The organism is Bradyrhizobium sp. LM2.9 (genome assembly GCF_054056555.1).
This window is the reverse complement of record NZ_JBSRYJ010000002.1, coordinates 6,394,376-6,420,225: the sequence shown is the minus strand read 5'-3', so window position 1 is coordinate 6,420,225 and position 25,850 is coordinate 6,394,376. Positions and strand designations below refer to the sequence as shown.

Sequence of the window (25,850 nt, the reverse complement as noted above, 5' to 3'; positions counted from 1 at the left end):
TCTCTCCTTGCCGGAGAAGGTGGCGCGAAGTGCCGGATGAGCGGTTCTCTCCGCTCGCAATACCGATCGTGAGGAAAGATACCCTCACCCGCCTCGCTTCGCGAGGCACCCTCCCCACAAGGGGGAGGGAAAGAGCATCTCAATTCGTCGGCAGCGGGATCTGGTCGTCGATCAGCGCGTCCAGCGTCGCCTTCACGTCGACCTTGGAGTCGACGACGCCGGCCTGTTGCAGGGCGAGGCCCGCGGCGAGGATCGACTCGCGCTGCGGCGCGCCGATGCGGCTGTGGGTGAGCTCGGTGCGCTCCTTGAGCTGCTTGTCGACGACAGGCTCCGGCAGCTTGGTCACGGCGATGAAGGTCTTCTTCAGCTCGTCGTAATTGGCCAGCGAATATTTGCGCGCCTCTTCGTACATCGCGAGCACGCGGCGGGCGGCATCCGGATAGTCCTTCAAGAACTGCTCGCGCACATTGAGGATGCCCCAGGTATTGGCGTCGGCGTTGCGGTAGAACAGTTTTGCGCCCTCCTCGACCTCGGCCTGCGCCATCATCGGATCGAGCCCGGCCCACGCATCGACGTCGCCGCGGATCAGCGCGGTCTTGCCGTCAGCGTGCTGGAGCAGCACCGGCGTGATGTCTTTTTCGGTGAGGCCTGCGCCAAGCAGCGCGCGCACCAGGAAGATGTGCGGATCTGTACCGCGCGTCACCGCGACACGTTTGCCCTTGAGGTCCGCAACGGTTGCGATCTTGGAATCCTTTGATGTCACCAGCGCCGTCCATTCGGGACGCGAATAGACGTAGATCGATTTGATCGGGTTGCCGTTGATGCGGGGCGACCAGCGCCGCCGAGCCGGCGGTCGAGCCGAAATCGATCGAGCCGGCATTGAGGAATTCGAGCGCCTTGTTCGAGCCCGCCGACTGCACCCAGGTGACGGTGATGCCGTCCTTGGCGAACTCCTTCTCCAGGAGGCCCTTCTGCTTCAGGACCATCGACACCGGATTATAGGTCGCCCAGTCGATGCGGATTTCCTTGAGCGGATCCGCCGCCCGCGCCGCGGGGGTCACAGCAAGAGCCACCGCTCCCGCCAACAGTATGCGTCGTGTAATCCCAGTCATGCCCAGCCTCCTCCAAAACTTCATTGTTTTTCAATGAGTTATATCTAGAGGTCAACGAGAAAATCCGCCCCTTGAAAGCGCGCCGGCCGAGAACAGTTTTGCCCAAAGTCGTACCTTTCCAGCATGGAACGACTATTGCCAGAGAATGGCGGGTGACAGCGCCTGCGGCCTCTTATATCCGGTGAGACATGGACAGCGTCGCAACTGAGCACAAGGCCGAGGTGGACGATCGCTTCGACACCGCGCGGATCACCGCCGCGGTCGATGCGCTTGCCGAGAGACACCAGGGACGTGAGGACGCATTCCGCACGGCCATGGCGCAACTGCTCAAGGCCGAGCTGATCTCGGCGCGCGCCGCGGCACAAACGATCCTGCTGAAGGACCGGCACGGCCGGCGCTGCGCCGAGCGGCTGTGCCACGTGCAGGACGAGATCATCCGCATCCTGTATTCGGCCGCGACCCGCCACCTCTACCGCTCGCCGATCCCAAGCGGCGCCGAGCGCATGGCAGTGGTGGCGACCGGGGGCTATGGCCGCGGCCTGATGGCCCCCGAGTCCGACATCGATCTCTTGTTCATCCTGCCCTACAAGCAGACAGCCTGGGGCGAGCAGGTCGCCGAAGCCATCCTCTACTGCCTGTGGGACATGGGGCTGAAGGTCGGTCACGCCACGCGCTCGGTCGACGAGTCGATCCGGCAGGCGCGTGGCGACATGACCATCCGCACCGCGATCCTGGAGACGCGCTTCCTGACCGGCGACAAGCCGCTCTATGAAGAACTGGTCGCCCGCTTCGACAAGGAAGTCGTTCAAGGCACCGCGTCCGAATTCGTCACCGCAAAGCTCGCCGAGCGCGAGGAGCGGCATCGCCGCGGCGGCCAGTCGCGCTATCTGGTCGAGCCCAACGTCAAGGACGGCAAGGGCGCACTCCGCGACCTGCACACGCTGTTCTGGATCGCCAAATACGTCTACCGCGTGCGCGACACCAACGAGCTGGTCGAGCGCGGCGTATTCGACGCGCAGGAATACCGCACGTTCCGCCGCTGCGCCGACTTCCTCTGGTCGGTACGCTGCAACCTGCATTTCTATTCGGGACGGCCAGAGGAGCGGCTGTCGTTCGATCTCCAGCGCGAGATCGCGGTCCGGCTCGGCTATACCTCGCATCCCGGCATGCAGGATGTCGAACGCTTCATGAAGCACTACTTCCTGGTCGCCAAGGAAGTCGGCAACCTCACCGCCATCCTCTGCGCCAAGCTCGAGGACCAGCAGGCCAAGCCCGCGCCGGTGCTGAGCCGGATGATGGCGCGGCTGCGCCCCACTCCGGTGAAGCGGCGCGTGCCTGACAGCGACGACTTCATCGTCGACAACAACCGCATCAACGTTGCCGCGCCCGACGTGTTCAAGCACGATCCGGTCAATTTGATCCGCATCTTCCGCCTTGCGCAGAAGAACAACCTCGCCTTCCACCCGGACGCGATGCGCGACGTGACGCGCTCGCTCGGCCTGATCAACGCGCAGATGCGCGAGAATCCCGAAGCCAACCGGCTGTTCATGGAGATCCTGACGTCCGACAACGCGGAGATCGTGCTGCGGCGGATGAACGAGACCGGCGTGCTCGGTCATTTCATCCGCGCCTTCGGCAAGATCGTCTCGATGATGCAGTTCAACATGTATCATCACTACACCGTCGACGAACATCTGATCCGCTGCGTCGGCTTCCTCCCAGGACATCGAGCGCGGCGGCCTCGACGAATTCACGCTTGCAAGCGACCTGATGCGCAAGATCCGGCCTGAGCACCGGGCCGTGATCTATATCGTGACGCTGCTGCACGACATCGCCAAGGGCCGGCCCGAGGATCACTCGATCGCCGGCGCCAAGGTGGCGCGACGGCTGTGCCCGCGGCTCGGCTTCAGCGCGGCCGACACCGAGCTCGTGGCCTGGCTGATCGAGGAGCATCTGACGATGTCGACGGTCGCGCAGTCGCGCGACCTCTCCGACCGCAAGACCATCGAGAATTTCGCCGCCGTGGTGCAGTCGGTCGAGCAGATGAAGCTGCTGACGATCCTGACCACCGCCGATATCCGCGGCGTCGGTCCGGGCGTGTGGAACGGCTGGAAGGCGCAGCTGCTGCGCTCGCTATACTACGAGACCGAGCCGGTGCTGACGGGCGGCTTCTCGGAAGTCGACCGGGGAAAACGCCTCTCGGCCGCCTACGCCGAATTCCGCATGGCCTTTGCCGAGTGGCCGGCGGAGGAGCTCGATGCCTATATCGGCCGGCACTATCCAGCCTATTGGCTCAAGGTCGAGCTGCCGCGAAAAATCCGCCACGCCCGCTTCGTCCGCTCCAGCGAGCAGGCCGGCCACAAGCTCGCGATCAATGTCGGCTTCGACGAGGTGCGCGGCGTCACAGAGCTGACGATCTTCGCCGCCGACCATCCCTGGCTGCTCTCGATCATCGCCGGCGCCTGCGCCTCGGCCGGCGCCAACATCGTCGATGCCCAGATCTACACCACGACCGACGGACGCGCGCTCGATACCATCTCGATCTCGCGGGAATACGACCGTGACGAGGACGAGGGACGCCGCGCGACCCGCATCGGCGAGATGATCGAGGACGTGCTGGAAGGCAAGCTGCGCCTGCCGGAAGTGGTGGCGCGGCGCACCGTGCGCAGCAAGGCGCGCCCGTTCGTGGTCGAGCCGGAAGTGACCATCAACAACCAATGGTCCGACCGCTACACGGTGATCGAGATGTCAGGCCTCGACCGTCCCGGCCTGCTCTATGAGCTGACCACCGCGATCTCGAAGCTCAATCTCAACATTGCGTCTGCCCATGTCGCGACCTTCGGCGAGCGTGCCCGCGACGTGTTCTACGTCACCGACCTCCTGGGCGCGCAGATCAGCGCGCCGACACGCCAGGCCGCGATCAAGAGCGCGCTGATCCACGTGATGGCCGGCGACAAGGCGGCTCAGCCCGCGGCTTGACTTTCCCAAACGGACTCTGAGCCTTTCCATCATCGCGCCGCGTTTTGTCCAGAGAGTCGTAGCGCGTTCACCAGTGCAGACAGCGCGACTGGTTGATGCTGACGACTGGGGTAATACATGAAGAAGCCGGGAATTGGCGGCGTCCAATCCTCCAGCACGCGAACAAGGCGGCGCTTCGCAACATACTCGGCGACCTGATCTTCATAGGCGAGCCCGACACCAACTCCAGCGAGCGCCGCGCCTGAATCACCAGATGAGTATCGTCAATGATGAGCGGGCCGCTGACGTTGATCGTGACCGACTTTCGTCCCTGCTCAAACTCCCATCGATATGGACCGCCCGCAAGACGCAGGGTAATGCACCGATGATCGTTGAGATCCTTTGGCTTTTTGGGGATGTGTCGTGAAGCGAAATAGCTTGGCGACCCGACTACCGCCAATCGCAGTTCGGGCGTGACACGAACCGCGATCATGTCCTTTTGAATGTACTCGCCAAGCTGAATACCGGCATCGAACTCGCCTGCAACAAGGTCCACGGGGCCAGTGACGGTGACAACGTCCAGAACGATGTCAGGGTAGGCCTCAGCGAAAGCTCGGAGCCGCGGTAACAATACCATCACGGCAGCTGATCGTGACATTACGATTCGAAGCCGCCCTTCGGGTCGGCGTCGAACGCTTCGGGCTTTGTCGAGGGCATGACGAATTTGCTCAAGTGCCGGAGACAAGTCTTCCAGAAGAGCCGTCCCCGCAGCGGTCGGCGCAACGCTCTTGGTTGTTCGAGCGAGCAGCTGCAGCTCAAGCCGCTGCTCAAGCCTCCCTATTGTGTGGCTCAAGGCAGACTGAGACACACCTAGCTTTATCGCAGCGCGTGTGAAGCTTCGTTCACCGGCCACGATTGCAAACGCAGCGAGTTCGTTCATTTCGTTGGTCATCATTTATGAATATCGCTCACAAGCCCATGCCGTACAATACGTCTAGTCTCATAAGCTACCCTGCCGTAGCTTGAGCGAGCAAGAAGACGAACTGCAGTACTTTTCCGCACATGAGGGTTGGTTGACGCTCGGCGCAGTTGGCCGAGCCGCACGAATGAGTTCGGTGTAAAAGCCTTGAGGATGACAAATGGATATGGACGTTCCCGTCCTGCGCTCCCTTGCGCAGACCTATTTCGATGCTGCCTATGAAATGGATGCCGAGAAATTTGCATCCATATTTCACCCCTCGAGTTCAGTGACGAAGGTCGCCGAGGACGGCAACGTGGGCGTGACACCGATTGCGACCTGGCTGGCAGCGGTTCGCAACATGAAAGCTCCGAAGCAACAGGGCTTCGAGCGAGATGATCAGGTCCTGTCAATCGATGTTGAAAGGGAGCTCGCGCTCTTGAAGGTGAAATTTCAGATTCCGCCGCGTTCCTTCACGGACCTGTTGTCATGCTTAAAGGTGAACGGCACCTGGAAGATCGCGCAGAAGGTGATGACGTCGAAAATCTGACGGATTCGGTTACACTCTCAGACCTCCACCCCCTCGTGCCGCAGCAGCCAGCGCTTGCGCTCGAGGCCGCCGCCATACTTCACCAGCGAACCATTTGCGCCGATCAGGCGATGACACGGCAGCACCACGCTGATCGGGTTGGAGCCGTTGGCATGGCCGACGGCGCGAATGGCTTTGGGCATGTCGATCCCGGCGGCGAGCGCGCCGTAACTCATCGTGGTGCCGGCAGGAATGTTTGCGAGCGCGTTCCAGACCTTCTGCTGGAACGGCGTGCCGGCGACGCGCCATGAGATGCCTGAGAGCTGGCCGAAATCGCCTTCGAAATAGCCCGTCAGCGCAGTCCGCATCTCCGGCGGCGCAGGCTGGTCACTCAGCTCCACCGCACCGTAATGCAGGCGCAACAGTTCGCGCATGCGGTGCTCGTAGTCTTCCCAGTCGAGCGCGCGCAAGGCGCCCGCGGCGTCGGTGACCAGCAGGGCGATCCCGATCGGCGTCGCCAGACGATCGAGGCCGAAGCTTACAGACAGTGTGGTCGGTCGCGCGGGCATTTGCGGCACCATTGCATCGAAACACGCCATCGCACTTGCCACGCTGGCCGTGCTAACGTCCACCCGAAAGCTGACGCTTGGGGGAGCTCAACTTGATCCTGATCGCGAATATTCTGGTGGCGCTGGTTGCCGCACTGCACGCTTACTTCCTGATTTTGGAGATGTTTCTCTGGGACAAGCCGCAAGGCTTGAAGATCTTCCGCAACACGCCGGAGAAGGCAGCGATCACAAAGGTGCTGGCTGCGAACCAGGGGCTCTATAATGGTTTCCTGGCCGCTGGCCTGGTCTGGGGTCTGGTGCACGGCAATTCGGCTTTCGCGTTCCAGATCAAGGCGTTCTTCCTGCTCTGCGTGATCCTGGCCGGCGCTTATGGCGCGGCGACCGTCAGCACGCGCATCCTCATGGTGCAGGCGCTGCCGGCCGCGATCGCGCTGGTGGCGCTGTTCCTCGCCTAAAGCCCGCTGGCCTGAGACGCTTCGGCACAGCTCCGCGATCCTTGCGCGGCGGCGAACGTTCCTCCACAATCTTCGGCAGCGATGGCGACCGTTGCAATCAACGGAAAAAGACCATCGGCCGAAAATTCCGTCAGGAGGAACGACCCGATATGACCAATCGCAGAGCCCTCATAACGACCACGGCCGCGCTCGCCTTCGCGTTCTCCGTCAGCCAGGCCTTCGTAAGTCAGGCCCACGCCCAGAAGAAATACGACACGGGCGCGACCGATACCGAAATCAAGATCGGCCAGACCGTGCCGTTCTCCGGCGCCTATTCCGTCTACGCCAATATCGGCAAGACCCAGGCCGCCTATTTCAAGATGATCAACGATCAGGGCGGCATCAACGGCCGCAAGATCAATCTGATCCAGTATGACGACGCCTATTCGCCGCCGAAGACCGTCGAGCAGGTGCGCAAGCTCGTCGAAGGCGACGAGGTGCTCTTCACCTTCCAGATCATCGGCACCGCGGCGAACGCCGCCGTGCAAAAATATCTCAACGGCAAGAAGATCCCGCAGCTGCTGGCCTCCACCGGCGCCGCGCGCTTCAACGATCCCCAGAACTATCCCTGGACCATCGCCTACAATCCCAACTACGTGTCCGAGGGACGCATCTACGCAAAGTACATTCTCAAGGAGCATCCGAATGCCAAGATCGGCGTGCTCTATCAGAACGACGACATGGGCCGCGACTATCTCGCGGGCCTGAAGAGCGGGCTCGGTGACAAGGCCGCCGGCATGATCATCGGCGAGGTGTCCTACGAGGTGACCGACCCGACCGTGGACTCCCAAGTGGTCAAGCTGAAATCGCTCGGCGCCGACCTCTTGTACGATGCCTCGACACCGAAGTTCGCGGCGCAAGCCATCAAGAAGGTCGCGGAGCTCGGCTGGACGCCGGTGCACATTCTCGACATCAATGCGAGCCCGATCTCGGCGACGCTGAAGCCGGCCGGCCTCGACATCTCCAAGGGCATCATCTCGACCCAATATGGCAAGGAGCCCAGCGATCCACAGTGGAAGGACGATCCGGGCGTGAAGACATTCTTCGCTTTCATGGACAAGTATTTCCCTGAAGGCGACAAGCTCAACACCGTCAACACCTACGCTTATTCGGTGGCCGAACTGCTGACGCAAGTGCTGAAGCAGTGCGGCGACGACCTGTCACGCGAGAACGTCATGAGGCAGGTCGCCAACATCAAGGACTTCACGCCCCAGCTTCGCGCTGCCCGGCATCAAGATCAACACCGGGCCGAACGACTACCGCGTCAACAAGCAGATGCAGATGATGAAGTTCAACGGCGAACGCTGGGAGCTGTTCGGACCGATCATCGAGGACAATGGCACGGCGGGTTAGATCGACGCGTTGCTTAGGCGACAGCACACGCTGTCTCGCTCCCTCCCCCCTTGCGGCAGCCAGCAAGGGGGGAGGGCGGAGTGCGCAGATGAAGTGGTGCGCATACTTTAGCGCCCCTACGAACTGCTGGCGCGGCCCACCTTGCGTTGCAGCAACGCCTCCTCCACACTCGCCCTCAGCGGTGACATCCAGCAGGATCGATCACCTGCAATAACAAACCGAGGAAATTGCGAATGAGGAACGGAATTCTGCATCTGGCCACAGCAACGGCGCTGACTTTGGCGCTGTCGGTCTCTGGGGCCAATGCCCAGAAAAAATATGATCCGGGCGCCAGTGACACCGAGATCAAGGTGGGCCAGACGATGCCGTTTTCGGGACCGGCGTCGGCCTATTCGTCGATCGGCAAGACCCAGGCTGCCTATTTCAAGATGATCAACGACCAGGGCGGCATCAACGGCCGCAAGATCAATCTGATCCAGTATGACGACGCCTATTCGCCGCCGAAAGCCGTGGAGCAGATTCGCAAGCTCGTCGAAAGCGACGAGGTGCTCCTGACCTTCCAGATCATCGGCACGCCCGTGAACGCAGCCGTGCAGAAATATCTCAATTCCAAGAAGGTGCCGCAACTGTTCGCGGCGACCGGCGCCTCGAGGTTCACCGATCCGAAGAACTTTCCCTGGACGATGGGCTACAATCCAAACTACTTCGTCGAAGGCCGCATTTACGGACAGTACATCCTGAAGGAATATCCGAACGCCAAGATCGGCGTGCTCTATCAGAACGACGACCTCGGCAAGGACTATCTGAACGGCATCAAGGCCGGCCTTGGCGACAAGGCCGCCAAGATGATTGTGACCGAAGCGTCCTACGAAGTTTCCGATCCCACGGTCGACTCGCAGGTCCTCAAGATCAAGGACGCCGGCGCCGACCTGTTCTTCAGCGCCACCACGCCCAAGCAGGCGGCGCAGGCGATCAAGAAGATCGCCGAGATGGGCTGGCATCCGGTGCAGATCGTTGACATCAACGCCACTTCGGTCGGCGCGGTGCTGAAGCCGGCCGGCCTCGATGCCGCCAAGGGCCTGATCAGCGTCAACTACGGCAAGGAACCGCTCGACCCGAAATGGAAGGACGATTCCGGCATGAAGAAGTATTTCGACTTCATGGCCAAGTACTATCCGGACGGCGACAAGGACTCGAACTTCAACACCTACGGCTACGGCACCGCTCAGCTGCTGGTCCATGTGCTGAAGCAGTGCGGTGACGATCTGACGCGCGAAAACGTCATGAAGCAAGCCGCTTCACTGAAGGACGTCACCAGCGACATCGCGCTGCCGGGCATCAAGGCCAACACCTCGGCCAGCCGACTACCGCGTCAACAAGCAGCTTCAGATGATGAAGTTCAACGGCGAGCGCTGGGAACTGTTCGGACCGATCCTGGAGGATGCGGGTCCGGCGGGTTAGTTCTCGGCTAGAATTGCTTCAACCTCCCGGCCATCCACCTTCTTGGAGCAAGCAGGTAAGGCGTGGATGGCCGGGCCAAGCCCGGCCACGACGCTGGGGAAGGAAGTCCGCCCACGCCACTCAGGTCGGTATCTCGCCAAAATTCTTTCCCACCGGAAGCACCGCGTGCCGAATGAGCCGTGAATCCTCCACCGCGGCCTGCCTGTGCTTCACCGCTTCGCGGTAGACGGGATCGCGGATCATCTCGACGAAGGCTGCGACGCTCGGATACTCCGCGATGAAGCAATGGTCCCAGCGCTCGGCCTCGGGGCCGATCAGCATCAGTTCGAATTTACCCTGCCAGATAATGCGGCCACCGAGGCGCTCGAACACCGGGCCGCTTTCGCGGCCATAGGCCGCATAGGCTTCCGCGCCGCTTGCCTTGCGGCCATCCGGATAGGCCGCCTCTTTGCGCAAGCGCACCAGGTTCAGCATGTGGATCGGGCCGGGGCGGTCATTGTCCCGGAATTGCGCGAAAATCTCCTTGGTCGGATCGATGTGGCCCATCTGAGCTCCCTCTTGTTTCATGCCGACGATCCTAGCTCTGCCGCCCAACCAGCGGAACTGCGGCCAGCGAATGCCGCACCTCCTAATCACGCGTTAACGTCCGGGTAACCGGGCCTTAAACAGCGGCCGCTAGCGTGCGGCGGGGCGGGCTGACCGGGCGTTTTGCGTATGGGCTTGGGAAAGAAAAAGGGTGGGCGGAAGGAGCCGTTGTTCGGCTTGCCCGCGGCGCTCGCCGACCTGCGCCTGACCGCGGCGGACCGCGTCCCCGGCGGCGATGACAAGCCGAAGAGATCAACCAAATCATCCACCAAGCGCAAGAGCGACGATACTGGCGACGAGTCGCCGCGCGAGCGGAAGGCGCCGGCCGGCCGCGGCGGCGCCAAGCGGCGATCCAAGTCGCGCATCGGCGCTGGTCTCGGCCGCCTGGTCTATTGGGGCGCGGTGCTGGGCCTGTGGGGCGCGATCGCCGTGGTCGGCGTCGTGATCTATGTCGGCGCCCATCTGCCGCCGATCCAGTCGCTGGAAATCCCCAAGCGGCCGCCGACGATCCAGATCGTCGGCATCGACGGCAGCTTGCTGGCGCAGCGCGGCGAGATGGCCGGTGCCAACGTCTCGCTGAAGGATCTGCCGCAATATCTGCCCAAGGCGTTCATCGCCATCGAGGACCGCCGCTTCTACTCGCATTTCGGCATTGATCCCGTAGGCATCCTGCGCGCGCTCGTCACCAACGTCATGCATCGCGGCGTGACGCAGGGCGGCTCGACGCTGACGCAGCAGCTGGCCAAGAACCTGTTCCTGACCCAGGAGCGCACCATGCAGCGCAAGCTGCAGGAAGCGGAGCTCGCGATCTGGCTGGAGCGCAAGCACTCCAAGAACGAGATCTTGGAGCTCTATCTCAACCGCGTCTATTTCGGCTCCGGCGCCTATGGCGTCGAGGCTGCCGCGCAGCGCTATTTCGGCAAGTCGGCCAAGAACGTCACCGTCGCGGAAGCCGCGATGCTGGCAGGCCTCGTCAAATCGCCGTCGCGGCTGGCGCCGAACCGCAATCCCGAGGGCGCGGAAGCGCGCGCGAAAATCGTGCTCACGGCGATGGCGGATGCAAAATTCATCACCGACGCGCAGGCGCAGGCTTCGATCGGCCATCCCTCCTACAATGTGAAGCCGGTCGGCGCCGGCACGATCAATTACGTCGCCGACTGGATCGGCGAGGTGCTGGACGATCTGGTCGGCCAGATCGACGAGAGCATCAAGGTCGAGACCACGATCGACCCAAAGCTTCAGAGCGTGGCCGAAGCCGCCATCATCGACGAGCTCGCGGCCAAGAGCGTGAAGTTCAATGTCAGCCAGGGCGCGCTGGTGGCGATGACGCCTGACGGCGCGGTGCGCGCCATGGTCGGCGGGCGGAACTATTCCGAAAGCCAGTACAACCGCGCGGTCACCGCCAAGCGGCAGCCGGGCTCCTCGTTTAAGCCGTTCGTGTACCTCACAGCGCTCGAGCAGGGGCTGACGCCTGATACGGTCCGCCAGGACGCGCCGATCGAGGTCAAGGGCTGGAGACCTGAGAACTACACCCATGAATATTTCGGCGCGGTGACGTTGACGCAGGCGCTCGCGATGTCGCTCAACACGGTCGCCATCCGCCTCGGCCTCGAGGTCGGGCCGAAGAACGTGGTGCGCACTGCGCACCGGCTCGGCATCTCCTCGAAACTTGAGGCCAACGCCTCGATCGCGCTCGGCACCTCCGAGGTCTCGGTGGTCGAGCTGGTCGGGGCCTATGCGCCCTTTGCCAACGGCGGCCTGGCGGTGACGCCGCATGTCGTCACGCGGATCAGGACGCTCGGTGGCAAGCTGCTCTACATGCGCCAGACGGACGAGCGCAGTCAGGTCATCGACCCCCGCTATGTCGGCATGATGAACACGATGATGCGGGAAACGCTGATCAACGGCACCGCCAAGAAGGCGGAGATCCCGGGCTGGCCGGCAGCAGGCAAGACCGGCACCAGCCAGGACTACCGCGACGCCTGGTTCATCGGCTACACCGCCAACCTCGTCACCGGCGTATGGCTGGGTAATGACGACAACTCGCCGACCAAGAAGGCGACCGGCGGCGGCTTGCCGGTCGAAGTCTGGTCGCGCTTCATGAAGACGGCGCATGAGGGCGTGCCGGTGGCAGCCTTGCCGAATTTGCAAGCGACTTGGGGCCTGTCAAACCTTGCGCAGGCCGCATCGCAGGTGTCGCCACCGACGGCAGCAGCGCCGGGACCGGCACCGGCCAGCAACGGCGGCTATCGCCCGCCCCCCACGCGCGCCAATGCACGGCCGGAAGCAGCCGCAGGGCTCGACGGCTGGCTGATGGACCGGCTGTTTGGTGGCAATCGGTAGTTTCGGCTGAGGTCCTTGTGGCCCTCAAAACAAAAAACGCGAAAACAACCCCATGCACAGTAGCCGGCCATGGCCGGCGCGATGCGCGGTGGATGATGCGAAGGCTTTGATGCGGCGGGGAAAATCGAGCGCGCGGCGCGCGCCGTCGCTGCGTGGGGCGAGCGTCGCTTAAAACGCGCTGAGATCATCGCATTCTCAACTGTCATTCCCCGCCAAGGCGGGGAATCCAGTACGCCGCGGCCTCTCGATTCAATAACAACCGCCTCGGAATACTGGATCGCCCGCTTTCGCGGGCGATGACAGCATCAGGTGGAGTAGCAGCGCGCCCTAATCCTCGACCCCATACCGATGCAGATCATTGCCGTACGTATCGAGCCACTTCTTGGCGCGCTCCATCGACGGGCAAGCCTTTCCGCAGACGCGCCAGAATCGCGCCGAGTGGTTCATCTCGACGAGATGGGCGACCTCGTGGGCGGCGAGATAGTCGAGCACGTAGGGCGGCGCCAGGATCAGGCGCCAGGAGAACGACAGCGAGCCGGCCGAGGTGCAGGAACCCCAGCGACTCGATTGATCGCGGATCGAGAGCCGCTTCACCTTGACGCCGAGCTCGACGGCATAGGCTTCCGACGAGCGCTGAAGATCGCGGCGCGCCTCCCGCTTGAGGAAGTCGCTGACGCGGCGATCGGCATGCTCGGCGCCACCGGCGACGCAGAGAATGCGTTCACCGCTGTCGCGCACTTCTGCCCACACCGTACCACGCGTGCCGGCGCGATGAACGATGCGGTGGGGCACGCCCCGAAGCGGTATCACTGTGCCAGGCTGGAACGGCGCGGCCTTCGGCAAACGGCCGAGGCGTGCCGCGATCCACGCGCCGTGCCGCTGCGCAAAGTCTTTCGCTTCGGCGAGCGTGCCGCGCGGCGGCATGGTGAGGATGGCTTCGCGATCGCTCGGATGAATTCTGAGCGTGTAACGGCGCGCGCGGCGGTGCCGTCGCAGCCGAATCGCAAAAAATTGCGACCCATGGGTGATCAGGAGGGTCTTCGGTTCGTGGGGCCGCCGATAGAGGAGTGCGCGAGTGGCCATGTCTGTCAGTCCGGGGGGCAGGAGGGCGCCCGGATTCTGCCATAACCGTCGCCAGGGAAAGCGCTCGGCGCAAAAACAAATCATTTGCCCAATATACAGCGGTCTGGCGTCCGGGAGACCCTACAGACTGGGGTTGGAACCGGGTTTTTTCGCCCCCGCTGGACGCATGCGGCACCCCCAAGGGGTGAGCTTGGACTCACTCCTAGAAAGCTACCTGAATACCGCGAATCTGGAGGCTGCGTGCCCCCGTCGGAACCTCCGACAGGGCCTGAATTTTCGACGGGAAAGCCGAAAAACGCGTTTATTCGGCCGCGAGAGCCTGCAACGAGCTCGGATTCGCCGCCGACACCATGAAGTCATGGATGCGCGGCACGATTTCCGACTTGAAGCGCGAGCCGTTGAACACGCCGTAATGTCCGACGCCCTTCTGGACGTAATGAACGCGGCGATCATCGGGGATCGAGCTGCACAATGTGTGCGTTGCTTCGGTCTGACCGATCCCGGAGATGTCGTCGTTCTCGCCTTCGACCGTCATCAGCGCGACGCGCGTGACCTTGGAGGGATCGACGCGTGTTCCACGATGGGTCATCTCGCCTTTCGGCAGCGAGTGCTTCACGAACACGGTATCGACGGTCTGCAGGTAATACTCGGCGGAGAGGTCCATCACCGCGAGATATTCGTCGTAGAAATCGCGATGCTTGTCGACGAGGTCGCCGTCGCCCTTCACCAGATTGGCGAACAGGCGCTTGTGGGCGTCCATGTGCCGGTCGAGATTCATGCTGATGAAGCCGTTGAGCTGCAGGAAGCCCGGATAGACGTCGCGCATCATGCCCGGATGCGGGAACGGCACCTTGGTAATGACGGTGTTGCGGAACCAGTCGATGCCGCGCTCCTGGGCGAGATTGTTCACGCCGGTCGGATTGCGGCGAGTGTCGATCGGGCCGCCCATCAGCGTCATCGACGTCGGCACGAAAGGATCGCGCCGCGCTTCCATGATCGAGACGGCGGCGACGACGGGAACGGAAGGCTGGCACACGGCCAGCACATGCGTGTTGCCGCCGAGGACATGCAGCATCTCGATGACGTAATCGATGTAGTCGTCAAGATCGAAGCGGCCGTCGCTGAGCGGCACCATGCGGGCGTCGGCCCAATCGGTGATGTAGACCTCATGCGCCGGCAGGAAGGCTTCGACCGTGCCGCGCAAGAGCGTCGCATAGTGGCCGGACATCGGCGCTACGATCAGCACGCGCGGCTGCGGGCTGCGCAAGGGACGCGCGAACTTGCGATCGAAGTAGAGCAGGCGGCAGAACGGCTTTTCCCAGACCGGGCGGACCTCGACCGGGACACGGATGCCGTTGACCTCGGTGTCGTCGAGACCCCATTCCGGCTTGCCGTAGCGGCGCGTGGTGCGTTCGAACAATTCGCAGGCCGCGGCAACCGACTTGCCGACCTCGGTGCGCGCCCATGGATTGAGGGGATTCTGAAACAGCAGCTTGGTCGCGTCGGTGACCGCACGCGCCGGATTGAGAGAGGCCTGCGCCATCTCGTACATCCAGTACATCGGCGTCGTCAGGACCGGACTGCCTTCGGCCGCCAAGGGCGGCGCGCCGCCAAACTCACCAATAGGCATCGCTATATTCCTCTTCGCATCGCAGCATACTGCCGAATGCGTAATATTGCGTCAATGCATGGTTCCGTACATCTACGTGGCCGACGCGCCCAAACCATGCTGAATCCACCGATAAAGTGACGTCACTCGCCGCCCGACAGCAGCGAACCCTGCTTTCGGGCGCTGCGCAAAAGGGCAAGGAATGCCCCAAAAGATGCAACCAGCAGCACTACGTTGATGGCTAACGCACTCAACATCAGATCGGTCCTGAAGGTGTTTTCGATCAGCAGCGCGCGCATTCCTTCGAACACGTAGGTCGGCGGCAACGCCCAGGCGACATATTGCAGCCAGACCGGCAGCACGCTGACGGGATAGTAGACGCAGGCGAGCGGCATGATCGCGAACATCAAGGTCCAGACGATGCTCTCGGCGCCAAGGCCGTTTCGCAGCACCAGGCCAGAGACGAAGATGCCGACCGACCAGCTCGTGAAGATCAGGTTGCAGAAGAACGCGATCAGCGGCACGCCGAGCGCATAAACGTTGAAGTGAAACAGGAACAGCGCGAGCAGCGTCATCGGGATGACGCCGATCGCGAGCCGGATCAGGCTCATGATCATCAGCGACAGCAGAAACTCGATCGGCTTCAGCGGGCTCATCATGAGATTGCCGAGGTTGCGGGCCCACATCTCTTCCAGGAACGAGATGGAAAAGCCGAGCTGCCCGCGAAACAGGATGTCCCAGAGGATGACGGCGCCGATCAGCGTGCCGCCGGCACGCGCGAAGAAATTGGCATTCTGGGCGATGTAGAGCTGGAGGAAGCCCCAGGTGATCACTTGCAGCGCCGGCCAGTAGAGCAGCTCGAGCAGCCGCGGCCAGGACGACATCAAGAGATACCAATAGCGCAGGATCATCGCGCCGATGCGGTGCATGGAGATGCCGCGATGGAGGGAAATCTCGCTCATCGCGCCGCCTCCTTCGCACCGTTCACCCGGCCACGCGCGACGTCCAGAAACACCTCTTCCAGCGTGGTGCGGTTGTAGCGGGCCATGATGGCTTCGGGCGTATCATCGTCCTCGATACGGCCGCGCTTCATGATGATGACACGGTCGCAGAGCCGCTCGACCTCGAGCATGTTGTGTGAGGCCAGGAGGATGGTGGCGTTGTTCGCCTTGCGATAGCGCTCCAGATGACCCCGGACCCAATCGGCCGTGTCAGGATCGAGCGAGGCGGTCGGCTCGTCCAGCAACAGCAGCTCGGGATGGTTGATCAGCGCCTTGGCGAGCGCGACGCGGGTCTTTTGCCCGGCGGAGAGCTTGCCGTTGGCGCGGTCGATGAAATCGGTGAGATCGAGATCGTCGGCAAGCTCAGCGATGCGACCGGCCAGGTTCTCCACTGCATAGAGCTTGCCGAACACGGTGAGATTCTGACGCACCGTGAGCCGCATCGGCATGTCGACATAGGGGCTCTCGAAATTCATGCGCCCCAGCACGGAAGCGCTCTCCTCTGGCATCCGATGCCCGAGCACCTGCACACGGCCGGAGGTCGGCAGCACGAGGCCCATGATCGTCGCGATGGTCGTGGTCTTGCCGGCACCGTTGCCGCCCAGAAGGCCGGTGATGCTGCCGCGCGGAAGCGAAAACGAGATATCGTCGACGGCACGGGTCTGCTTGTAGACCTTGACGAGGTGATCGACCGCGATGGCCGCGGATGAGCTGCGATCCGCGACAGTCGGCCGACTTGAAGCCTTGTCATTCTCGGTCATGCTGGGCGTTCTTCTGCTATTGCTGCGGAGAGCGCAAGGCTTGTAATCCCGGGTGGTTCCGCGAGCTCTGCGTTTGTGATCGAGAAGGCACCGCAAAATTGGCCGACATGACTGAAATTGCCGCTTCCGACTTCCGCCCCTCGCAGCGGCATATCCGCCTGGACACGATCCTGCGGCTGCGCTGGCTCGCGGTGCTCGGCCAGCTCGCTGCGATTTTCATCGTGGCGCAAGGGCTGGAATTCGACGTCGAGATCGTCCCCTGCGTCAGTATCATCGCCCTGTCGGCGGCGCTCAATCTGGCGCTCCAGACCGTGTCCAATCCGCTGCAGCGGCTGGAGCCGATGCAGGCGGCCGGACTGCTCGCGCTGAACATCGTGGAGCTGGCGGGTCTGTTATTCTTCACTGGCGGACTCCAGAACCCGTTCTCGTTCCTGTTCCTCGCGCCCGTGCTGATCTCGGCCACCGCGCTGCCGGCCCGCTTCACCTTCGGCCTCGGCGTACTGGCTGTCGCCTGCGCCTCGGTCCTGGTCTTCTTCCATCTGCCGCTGCCCTGGGATTCCGATGATCCGCTGGTGCTGCCGCCGATCTATCTCGTCGGCGTCTGGCTCTCGATCGTGCTCGCGATCGGCGTCACCAGCCTCTACTCGTTCCAGGTCACCGAAGAGGCTCGGAAACTTGCGGATGCGCTGGCGGCGACCGAGCTGGTGTTGACGCGCGAGCAGCATCTGACCCAGCTCGACGGCCTGGCGGCGGCCGCAGCGCACGAACTCGGCACGCCGCTCGCGACGATCTTCCTGATCTCGCGCGAGCTGGAAAAGACGGTGAAGGATGCGAGTTTTGCCGCCGACCTGAAGACACTGCGCGAGCAGACGCAGCGTTGCCGCGACATATTGAGCAAGATCACCCAGCTCTCCGCCGAAGGCGCGCCGTTCGACCGCATGAAGCTGTCGGAGCTGATCGAGGAGGTGGTGGCGCCGCACCGCGATTTCGGCGTCGATATCAAGGTGCGTATCGCGGTCGCCATCGTGGCCGAGCCGGTCGGTTCGCGCAATCCGGCGATCCTCTACGGCGTCGGCAACATCGTCGAGAACGCGGTCGATTTCGCCCGCACCACGGTCGAGGTCAACGCGTGGTGGAACAACGACATGATCGAGATCGTGATCTCCGACGACGGCCCCGGTATTCCGCCCGACATCCTGAAACGGATCGGCGAGCCTTATTTGTCGCGGCGACGCACCCGGGATGAAGGCGGCGGGCTGGGATTGGGCGTGTTCATCGCACGCACCTTGCTCGAACGCACCGGCGCCAAGGTCTCGTTTACCAACCGAACCTTTCCGGACCATGGCGCAGTGGTCCAGATCACGTGGCCGCGAGAGCGTTTTGAGGCTATCGAGACCTTCGAAGAAACAATAGGATAGCCCGCGACCTTGCGTCGCACAGCACGGCCGATCGACTATTGGCGGCCTTGGCACCGCCCGATTGCGACGCCATATGTAGACGCGCTGGAGAGAGGGACAAAACCTTGAACGCCATCGCCGAATTGAACGAACAGACCGACCGCTCGCTTCTCATCGTGGAGGACGACAAGCCGTTTTTGGAGCGGCTGTCGCGCGCGATGGAAACGCGTGGGTTTGCGGTGACGTCATGCGACACTGTCTCGGACGGTCTGGCGCAGATCGGCAAGGCGGCTCCCGCATTCGCCGTGGTGGATCTGCGGCTCGGCGACGGCAACGGTCTTGACGTGGTTTCGGCGCTCAAGAAGAAGCGCCCCGACGCCCGTGCAATCGTGCTGACCGGCTATGGCAACATCGCCACCGCCGTGACCGCGGTGAAGATGGGCGCGATCGATTATCTCTCCAAGCCCGCGGATGCTGACGACGTCGTCGCCGCGCTGCTGTCGACCGGCTCGGACAAATCCGAATTGCCGGCGAACCCGATGTCCGCCGACCGCGTGCGCTGGGAACACATCCAGCGCATCTATGAGATGTGCAACCGCAACGTCTCGGAAACGGCACGGCGGCTGAACATGCACCGGCGCACGTTGCAGCGGATTCTAGCGAAGCGCGCGCCCCGATAATACTCACGGCTACCGTGCCCCGGACGCAGCGCAGCACGAAGTGATGCGCTGTTGAGCCGGGGCCTCATTCTTTTTAGAGAGCTAGAAGCCCCGCCTGTCTTCTGGGTCCCGGCGCTGCGCAGCAACGCCAACGCGTTGCAGCGCGTCCGGGACACGAGAGCCCGCTACTCCCAAAAATCCGCATGCCCCTGCGGATCGACCAGCCGGTTGATCCGCAAGGCCGCCGCCATGCCAAATCGCACCGTCATCTGCTTGCGCGTGGCCGCAGCGAGCTTGTGCTCGGGCGCCTCGCACTGCATGTGCGCGCCATAGGCATCCGCGACGATCAGGCCGGTGTCTTGCGGAAATATCCCGCAAGGCAAATCCTGCGTGAAGGCGAAGAACAGCCGGTCGCAATGGGCGCGGTATTCGTGCCATTTCTGATCGGCGCGCAGATCCTCCACTGACGATTTGATCTCGACGATCCAGATCTCGCCGCGCTCGTTCAGCGCGACGAGATCGGCGCGCCGCCCCGACGGTAGCGGCAATTCGCTGATGCAGGTGAAGCCGAGCGAGCGCAGCAACCGCGCCGTACCGCGCGCAATCGCCAGCGCCGTCTCGGACTGACGGCGGTCCGGCGGCGGCACGAGGGCAATGCGGGCGGTGTGGTCCATGGAGGAAGGATAGCCGATTCCACCTCCCATGTCGTTCCCGGCGAAAGGCGGAACCTGACCTCGCCTTAACACTTATCACGCAGCCGCCGCACCTCGGCGGAACATCGAGGCTGCGGCGCATGATCGACGATCTCTGGTACAAGAACGGCGTGTTCTATTGCCTGTCCGTCGGCACCTATATGGATGCCAACGGCGACGGCGTCGGCGATTTCAAGGGACTGCTGCGTCGGCTCGATTATCTGCACGGGCTCGGCATCACCACGATCTGGCTGATGCCGTTCCAGGACCTCGCCTGGCCGCGACGACGGCTACGACATCGCCGACTATTACAGCGTCGATTCCCGTTACGGCACGCTGGGCGATTTCGTCGAATTCACCCATGGCTGCAAGCAGCGCGGCATCCGCATCATCATCGACCTCGTGGTCAACCACACCTCGGACCAGCATCACTGGTTCAAGGAAGCCCGGCGCGACAAGAATTCGCCCTATCGCGACTGGTACGTGTGGTCCGACAAGAAGCCCGCAAATGCCAACACGGGCATGGTGTTTCCCGGCGTGCAGAAATCGACATGGACGCGCGACAAGGAAGCCGGCGCGTATTACTTTCATCGCTTCTACGATTTCCAGCCCGATCTCAACACCTCGAACCCGCACGTGCAGGCCGAGATCCTCAAGATCATGGGCTTCTGGATCCAGCTCGGCGTCTCAGGCTTCCGCATGGATGCGGTGCCCTTCGTGATCGCGACCAAGGGCGCAAAGGTGAAGAAGCCGATCGAGCAGTACGACATGCTGCGCGCATTCCGCGAATTCCTGCAATGGCGGCAAGGCGATGCCATCATCCTCGCCGAGGCCAACGTACTACCCGAAACCGACATGGAATATTTCGGCCGCGATGGCGACCGCATGCACATGATGTTCAACTTCCACGTCAACCAGCATCTGTTCTATGCGCTGGCGTCCGGTGACTCCCGTCCGCTGGCGAAATCGCTCAAGGCGACCAAGCCGCGGCCGGCCGCGGCGCAATGGGGCCTGTTCCTGCGCAATCACGATGAGCTCGATCTCGGGCGGCTGACCAAGGCGCAGCGCGACATCGTGTTCAAGAAATTTGGCCCCGACAAGGACATGCAGCTCTACGACCGCGGCATCCGCCGTCGCATGGCGCCGATGCTGGGCGGCGACCGCAGGCGGCTCGAGCTCGCCTACAGCCTGATGTGCACGCTGCCGGGGACGCCCGTGATCCGTTATGGCGACGAGATTGCGATGGGCGACGATCTTTCATTGCCGGAGCGCAATTGCGCGCGCACGCCGATGCAATGGTCGACCGAGCCCCAGGGTGGCTTCACCGATAGCGAGAAGCCGGCATGCCCCGTCATCGACAAGGGCCCCTACGGCTACCCGCATGTCAACGTCGCGAAACAGCGACGAGATCCCAACTCGATGCTGAACTGGACCGAGCGCATCGTCCGCATGCGCAAGGAGGTGCCGGAGATCGGCTGGGGCGATTTCGCGATCATTGCGACGCGCGATCCCGCCGTGTTCATCATGCGCTATGACTGGCGCAACAATTCCGTGCTGTTCGTGCACAATCTCGACGAGAAGCCGCGAGAGATCGCATTTTCCGTGGCGCTTCCTGATGATGCCGGCGAGCACCTGATCAATCTGCTTGCGGAAGACCACAGCCACGCCGACAAACGCGGCCAGCACCGCATCGTGCTGGAGCCGTATGGATATCGCTGGTACCGCGTCGGCGGATTGGATTATCTGTTGAAGCGGAGCGATATCGACGAAACGGCGCGGGGGATTAAACATCCGGGGTAGATGGCGCCGCACAGTTAGGACGGTGCGATGATCACACCCTCATTGCCCCGCAGATCCAGCACGCCCTCCAGCTTCTCCCCCTCGCGATCCAGAAACGTCGACAGCAGAATCTCACTGTCAAACTTTAGCGCGCTGGTAGTCACGGCAATCGGCTCAGGGCCGAGATTGAGCACGACTATGACCGCCCTGCCCTCGGCTTCGCGGCGATAGACCAGCAGATCGCCTTGCGCCGCGATCGGATGATAGTCGCCCGCGATCAGCGGCGGAGATGCCTTCCGTAACGCGATCAGGCGCTTGTAGAGCGCGAGGATCGAACGCGAATCGGCTTCGAGATTGACGACGTTTTCGTGGATGTGATCCTCCGGCAACGGCAGCCACGGCCTGACGTCGGAGAAGCCGGCGAAACCGGATGAATCCCACTGCATCGGTGTGCGGCAGCCGTCGCGGCCGACACCGATACCGGGCACGTTCTTCTCGAAGGGGTCGCGCACATCCTCGGGGGCGATCGCGAGCTGATGCATGCCGATCTCGTCGCCGTAATAGAGCGTCGGTGTGCCGCGCAGCGTCAGCAGCAGCATGGCGGCGACGCGGGCCTGCACCTCGCCGATGCGGCTTGCGACGCGCGGGCGATCGTGATTGCCGAGCACCCAGTTCGGCCAGGCGCCCTTCGGCAGCGCCTTCTCGTAATCCCCGACGATCTTCTCGATCGAGCGCGCGCTCCAGAACGTCGAGAGCAGCGCGAAATTGAACGGCATCTGCGCGCCGGTGAGGTCGTTGCCGTAATAGGCCATCAGCCGGTGCAGCGGCAGATAGATCTCACCGATCAGCACGCGCGCATCATGCGCATCGGTGACACGCCGCATCTCTGCGATGACGTCGTGCACCTCCGGCTGGTCGGTGGAATATTGCGTGAGGATCCTCTCGTTCGGCGGCCGGCCCTCGACATAATGCGGGTTCTGCGGATTGTCGCGGAAATCGGCGTCCTTGATCAGGTGCCAGATCACGTCGACCCGAAAGCCGTCGACGCCCTTCTCGAGCCAGAACCGCATCACGTCGTAGATCGCCGCGCGGACGTCAGGATTGCGCCAGTTGAGGTCGGGCTGCTGTGCGAGGAAGGCGTGGTAATAGTATTGTCCCGTCGTCCCGTCGAACTGCCACGCACTGCCGCCGAACTCGGACAGCCAATTGTTTGGAATCCCGCCACCGCCTGCCGGATCACGCCAGATGTACCAGTCGCGTTTGGGATTATCGCGCGAGGACCGGCTCTCGACGAACCAGGGATGCTGGTCCGAGGTGTGGTTCGGCACGAGGTCGAGGATCAGCTTGAGGCCGTTGTCATGCGCGGCCGCGAGCACCGCATCAAAGTCCTCCATCGTGCCGAACAGCGGCTCGATGCCGGTATAGTCGCAGATGTCGTAGCCGAAATCGGCCATTGGCGAGGGGAAGATCGGCGACAGCCAGATCGCGTCGACGCCGAGCGATTTCACATAAGGCAGCCGCCGGAGGATTCCGGCGAGATCGCCGACACCGTCGCCGTCGGAGTCCTGAAACGAGCGCGGGTAGATCTGATAGAAGATGCCGTCGCGCCACCAATTGCTGCCACCCTGAGCCATGCGGGAAACCACCTGAAATCTTGAGTCTCGCGCAGGAGAACGCGAGAGCAGCGCCCCGGTTCAAAACAGCAGGCGAATTGGGACCGCCGTGTGACGGCAGCTGCCCCTGTTCCCCGGCCAGGGCGCGAATCTTTTGCTTGGCGGCATGGCAAAAATCGGCATTGTGAGCCCCATGAGCGAGCAACATGAGACACAAGCCAAGGCCGGCGCGATCATCGTTCCCGTGACGCTGTTCGAGCAGAATTGCACCATCATCTGGGACGAGCCTTCCAAGAAGGCCGTGGTGATCGATCCCGGCGGCGACGTGCCAAAGATCCTGGACGCCATCAAGCAGACCGGCGTCACCGTGGAGAAGATCTGGCTGACCCACGGCCATATCGACCATGTCGGCGGCGCGGCCGAATTGCGCGATGCGCTGAAGATACCGATCGAGGGCCCGCATGTCGCGGACAAATTCCTGCTCGACAACGTCGTCGAAAGCGGCGCCCGCTTCGGCATGACAGGGGGACGCAATTTCGAGCCGGATCGCTGGCTCGACGAGGGCGACATCGTCGCGATCGGCGGTCTCACGTTCGAGATCTATCATTGCCCCGGTCACTCGCCCGGCAGCGTGGTGTTCTTCAACAAGGACATGCGTTTCGCCCACGTCGGCGACGTCCTGTTCGCGGGCTCGGTCGGACGCACCGATTTGCCCGGCGGCAGTCACGCGACGTTGATCGACTCGATCAAGACCAAGCTGCTGCCGCTGGGCGACGATGTCGGCTTCATCTGCGGCCATGGCGCCGGCTCGAGCATCGGCCAGGAGCGGATGACCAATCCGTTCATCACCGGCGAGATGTAAGGGGCCTATTCTGCGGCGTCTGCCAGCGCTGCGAGCTCACTGAGGTTACGGTCGCCCCAATCGCGGATCGCGGCGACCACCGGCACAAAACTCTTGCCCTTGCGGGTCAGGCGATACTCGACCTTCGGCGGCACCTCACCGAAATCCTTGCGGTCGATCAGGCCGCTTTCGGTCAGCGCCTTCAACTCGCGGCTGAGCACGCGCGGCGTGATCTCGGCGCTGCCTTCCGTGCCGCGCAGCAATCCGCTCCTGATCTCGCCATAGCGGCGCGGGCCGTCCTTGAGGTCCCAGACGATGCGCAGCTTGTACTTGCCGCTGATCATTTTCTGAAAGGCCGCGACCGGACAGGCCCGCGCCGGGTTCGGCTTTGCACTTTCCTTGGCCATGTCGTCTCCTCCATCTTCGGGAAGACGATAGGAGCAGCGCCGAAAAAGTCCATACTATCAATTTTGTCCATACTTGCAGGATCGCTACCAGCGCGCAGATGATGACGCACAAGACGAACAGGGAGCGTCACATGAAGCACTTCATGATCCGGTACGAATTCAAGAACGGCACGACGGAGGCCTGGCACCAGGAGGTCGGCCGCTTCATCAAGGCGATCGACGGCGATCCGGAGTTGAAAGGACGGATCGGCTATCGTGTCCTCAAAAATCGCGACGACGGCAGCTATTTTCATCTCGCCAGCGTCACGGATGATGCCGCGCAAAAAACGCTGCAATCGCGCGACTTCTTCAAGGCCTATCAGGAGATGACGCGCAAGGTCGCCGGCGGCGAGGTGACGGTGACGCCGATCGAATGGATCGGCGCGACCGCCTGAGTTATTTCATCAATCCCGCAGCCGTGAGCGCGCGCGTGATGATCTGGCCGAGATCGAGGCCGCGGACCTCCTCGCGCTTCGGCTCGGCCGGCTCTTCGGCGACCGCAGCGCGGATCGAACGGGCCAGATGCGGCGCGGATGTCAGCGGCGGCTTCGACGGGGCGGCGGGCTTCGCCTCCGCCGTCTTCGCGGCATCCGCAATCCAGCCGGTCAGGCCGAAGAATTTTGCGATGTGGTAGGATGAGGAGATGCCGGCCTCGATCAGGAACGCGCCTTCCACACCGTAGCGGTGATCGTTGTCGGCGATGCCGAGCGGCGTGCCGTGCGCCATCTCGGTGATAGCGTAGGACTCGACGAGGGTCTCGCCGTCCTTGTTCCACCAGGCCTGGCGCGGATAACCGTCGACATTGGTCTCCGCCATCGGCAATTCAGGCAGATCGTGCAGGTCGAGCCATTGCTTGACGATCTCGTTGGCATTGCCGGGATTAACGGTGCGGTCGGCGCTGCCGTGCCAAACCGACATCTTCGGCCACGGACCGCGATGATTGGAGGCCCGCCGGACCAGATCGCCGAGCTCGCGCGCGGGCCGCGCCGGGGAATGAAACATGCCGTCCAGCGCCTCGCGCAGGTTCGTCGCGATGCCGTAGGGAAGTCCCGCGATGACCGCACCGGCCGCGAAAACTTCCGGATAGGTCGCGAGCATCACCGACGTCATGCCGCCGCCGGCGGACAGGCCCGTGATGAAGATGCGCCGGGGATCGACGCGATGCGTTTCGGTCATGTGCGCGATCATCTCGCGAACCGAACACGCCTCGCCGCTATCGCGCGCGGTATCCTCCGGACTGAACCAGTTGAAGCAGGTGTTGCCGTTGTTGGCGCGCTGCTGCTCGGGCATCAGCAGTGCAAAGCCGTAGTGCTCGGCGAGCGTCGACCAGCCGGCACCGAGGTCGTAGCTTGCCGCCGTCTGGCCGCAGCCGTGCAGCACGACGACGAGCGCGCGCGGCTTCTGCAACTGCGCCGGCACGAACGAGAACATGCGCAGATTGCCGGGATTGTCGCCGAAGCTCGTCACCTCTTGCAACGGACTGGACGTATCGGCGCTCCGGCCGAACTCGGCGAAGCGCAATCCGTCCAGCTTTGGCAGACGTCTCAAGAGATCGACATTTCTGGTTAACGACACGGCAGCTCCTGACAGGCGACGTTCAACGTCCA

Annotated in this window: 17 protein-coding genes and 6 pseudogenes; 11 read left to right on the top strand and 12 right to left on the bottom strand. The window is 62.8% G+C overall.

The features are described from left to right. Positions 1 to 139: 139 nt before the first annotated feature. Positions 140 to 1,112, bottom strand: a pseudogene (locus ACVWW3_RS33000) (aliphatic sulfonate ABC transporter substrate-binding protein). Between the two features lie 188 nt (positions 1,113 to 1,300). Between ACVWW3_RS33000 and ACVWW3_RS32995 the strand changes: the two are divergent. Then, a pseudogene (locus ACVWW3_RS32995) lies at positions 1,301 to 4,091 on the top strand ([protein-PII] uridylyltransferase). A gap of 29 nt (positions 4,092 to 4,120) precedes the next feature. Here ACVWW3_RS32995 and ACVWW3_RS32990 read toward each other — a convergent pair. Continuing rightward, positions 4,121 to 5,025, bottom strand: a pseudogene (locus tag ACVWW3_RS32990) (LysR substrate-binding domain-containing protein). A 184-nt stretch (positions 5,026 to 5,209) separates the two neighbouring features. Between ACVWW3_RS32990 and ACVWW3_RS32985 the strand changes: the two are divergent. Beyond that, positions 5,210 to 5,578 carry a nuclear transport factor 2 family protein gene (locus tag ACVWW3_RS32985; protein ID WP_456651892.1) on the top strand — a complete coding sequence of 123 codons (369 nt, stop codon included), beginning with the start codon at positions 5,210 to 5,212 and terminating at the stop codon, positions 5,576 to 5,578. A 17-nt stretch (positions 5,579 to 5,595) separates the two neighbouring features. Here ACVWW3_RS32985 and ACVWW3_RS32980 read toward each other — a convergent pair whose 3' ends face one another. Then, a complete protein-coding gene (locus ACVWW3_RS32980) occupies positions 5,596 to 6,126 on the bottom strand; it encodes a methylated-DNA--[protein]-cysteine S-methyltransferase (protein WP_456651893.1) in 531 nt (176 codons plus the stop codon). Positions 6,127 to 6,224: 98 nt separating this feature from the next. Between ACVWW3_RS32980 and ACVWW3_RS32975 the strand changes: the two genes are divergently transcribed. The 3 genes and pseudogenes from ACVWW3_RS32975 (at position 6,225) to ACVWW3_RS32965 (ending at position 9,434) form a co-directional block, all read left to right on the top strand. Continuing rightward, on the top strand, positions 6,225 to 6,581 hold the full coding sequence (locus tag ACVWW3_RS32975; RefSeq protein ID WP_456652133.1) for a DUF1304 domain-containing protein: 357 nt from the start codon (positions 6,225 to 6,227) through the stop codon (positions 6,579 to 6,581). Positions 6,582 to 6,730: 149 nt separating this feature from the next. Continuing rightward, positions 6,731 to 7,973 (top strand): annotated as a pseudogene (locus ACVWW3_RS32970) (ABC transporter substrate-binding protein). 233 nt (positions 7,974 to 8,206) lie between these two features. Further along, positions 8,207 to 9,434, top strand: a pseudogene (locus ACVWW3_RS32965) (ABC transporter substrate-binding protein). A gap of 120 nt (positions 9,435 to 9,554) precedes the next feature. Here ACVWW3_RS32965 and ACVWW3_RS32960 read toward each other — a convergent pair. Next, complete coding sequence (locus ACVWW3_RS32960; protein ID WP_456652134.1) at positions 9,555 to 9,980, bottom strand: DUF1330 domain-containing protein; 426 nt, start codon at positions 9,978 to 9,980, stop codon at positions 9,555 to 9,557. Between the two features lie 168 nt (positions 9,981 to 10,148). Between ACVWW3_RS32960 and ACVWW3_RS32955 the strand changes: the two genes are divergently transcribed. Then, complete coding sequence (locus ACVWW3_RS32955; RefSeq protein WP_456651895.1) at positions 10,149 to 12,362, top strand: transglycosylase domain-containing protein; 2,214 nt, start codon at positions 10,149 to 10,151, stop codon at positions 12,360 to 12,362. A 327-nt stretch (positions 12,363 to 12,689) separates the two neighbouring features. Here ACVWW3_RS32955 and ACVWW3_RS32950 read toward each other — a convergent pair whose 3' ends face one another. From ACVWW3_RS32950 to ACVWW3_RS32935, 4 genes are all read right to left on the bottom strand, one after another. Then, positions 12,690 to 13,529: a M48 family metallopeptidase gene (locus ACVWW3_RS32950; protein WP_247442073.1), complete on the bottom strand. Its 840-nt coding sequence runs from the start codon at positions 13,527 to 13,529 to the stop codon at positions 12,690 to 12,692. A gap of 217 nt (positions 13,530 to 13,746) precedes the next feature. Further along, positions 13,747 to 15,075, bottom strand: a complete 1,329-nt coding sequence (locus tag ACVWW3_RS32945; protein WP_247351646.1) for a polyhydroxyalkanoate depolymerase — start codon at positions 15,073 to 15,075, stop codon at positions 13,747 to 13,749. Positions 15,076 to 15,197: 122 nt separating this feature from the next. Then, on the bottom strand, positions 15,198 to 16,016 hold the full coding sequence (locus ACVWW3_RS32940; RefSeq protein ID WP_247351643.1) for an ABC transporter permease: 819 nt from the start codon (positions 16,014 to 16,016) through the stop codon (positions 15,198 to 15,200). After that, on the bottom strand, positions 16,013 to 16,816 hold the full coding sequence (locus ACVWW3_RS32935; RefSeq protein WP_456651896.1) for an ABC transporter ATP-binding protein: 804 nt from the start codon (positions 16,814 to 16,816) through the stop codon (positions 16,013 to 16,015). The genes ACVWW3_RS32940 and ACVWW3_RS32935 overlap by 4 nt, the downstream gene beginning before the upstream one ends. Positions 16,817 to 16,923: 107 nt before the next feature. Between ACVWW3_RS32935 and ACVWW3_RS32930 the strand changes: the two genes are divergently transcribed. Both ACVWW3_RS32930 and ACVWW3_RS32925 read left to right on the top strand, forming a co-directional pair. Then, positions 16,924 to 18,234 (top strand): ActS/PrrB/RegB family redox-sensitive histidine kinase, encoded by a 1,311-nt coding sequence (locus tag ACVWW3_RS32930; RefSeq protein WP_354103342.1) that lies wholly within the window; start codon positions 16,924 to 16,926, stop codon positions 18,232 to 18,234. A 104-nt stretch (positions 18,235 to 18,338) separates the two neighbouring features. Next, a complete protein-coding gene (locus ACVWW3_RS32925; RefSeq protein WP_211395226.1) occupies positions 18,339 to 18,893 on the top strand; it encodes an ActR/PrrA/RegA family redox response regulator transcription factor in 555 nt (184 codons plus the stop codon). A 164-nt stretch (positions 18,894 to 19,057) separates the two neighbouring features. On the opposite strand, the gene ACVWW3_RS32920 is transcribed toward ACVWW3_RS32925, so the two are convergent. Beyond that, positions 19,058 to 19,546 (bottom strand): MmcB family DNA repair protein, encoded by a 489-nt coding sequence (locus tag ACVWW3_RS32920; RefSeq protein WP_354103413.1) that lies wholly within the window; start codon positions 19,544 to 19,546, stop codon positions 19,058 to 19,060. Positions 19,547 to 19,665: 119 nt separating this feature from the next. Between ACVWW3_RS32920 and ACVWW3_RS32915 the strand changes: the two are divergent. Further along, positions 19,666 to 21,364 (top strand): annotated as a pseudogene (locus ACVWW3_RS32915) (alpha-amylase family protein). 14 nt (positions 21,365 to 21,378) lie between these two features. Here the strand turns inward: ACVWW3_RS32915 and ACVWW3_RS32910 are convergent. Further along, a complete protein-coding gene (locus ACVWW3_RS32910) occupies positions 21,379 to 22,977 on the bottom strand; it encodes an alpha-amylase family glycosyl hydrolase (RefSeq protein WP_456651897.1) in 1,599 nt (532 codons plus the stop codon). A 172-nt stretch (positions 22,978 to 23,149) separates the two neighbouring features. On the opposite strand from ACVWW3_RS32910, the gene ACVWW3_RS32905 reads away from it, so the two are divergent. Beyond that, complete coding sequence (locus ACVWW3_RS32905) at positions 23,150 to 23,818, top strand: MBL fold metallo-hydrolase (RefSeq protein ID WP_354049076.1); 669 nt, start codon at positions 23,150 to 23,152, stop codon at positions 23,816 to 23,818. A 5-nt stretch (positions 23,819 to 23,823) separates the two neighbouring features. Here the strand turns inward: ACVWW3_RS32905 and ACVWW3_RS32900 are convergent, their stop codons facing one another. Beyond that, positions 23,824 to 24,204: a winged helix-turn-helix transcriptional regulator gene (locus ACVWW3_RS32900; protein WP_247442059.1), complete on the bottom strand. Its 381-nt coding sequence runs from the start codon at positions 24,202 to 24,204 to the stop codon at positions 23,824 to 23,826. Positions 24,205 to 24,335: 131 nt separating this feature from the next. Here ACVWW3_RS32900 and ACVWW3_RS32895 point away from each other — a divergent pair, with 131 nt between their 5' ends. Beyond that, positions 24,336 to 24,638, top strand: coding sequence for a hypothetical protein (locus ACVWW3_RS32895; protein WP_456651898.1), 303 nt, complete (start codon positions 24,336 to 24,338; stop codon positions 24,636 to 24,638). A gap of 1 nt (position 24,639) precedes the next feature. Here ACVWW3_RS32895 and ACVWW3_RS32890 read toward each other — a convergent pair whose 3' ends face one another. Further along, positions 24,640 to 25,818 (bottom strand): extracellular catalytic domain type 1 short-chain-length polyhydroxyalkanoate depolymerase, encoded by a 1,179-nt coding sequence (locus tag ACVWW3_RS32890; RefSeq protein ID WP_456651899.1) that lies wholly within the window; start codon positions 25,816 to 25,818, stop codon positions 24,640 to 24,642. Positions 25,819 to 25,850: the final 32 nt, after the last annotated feature.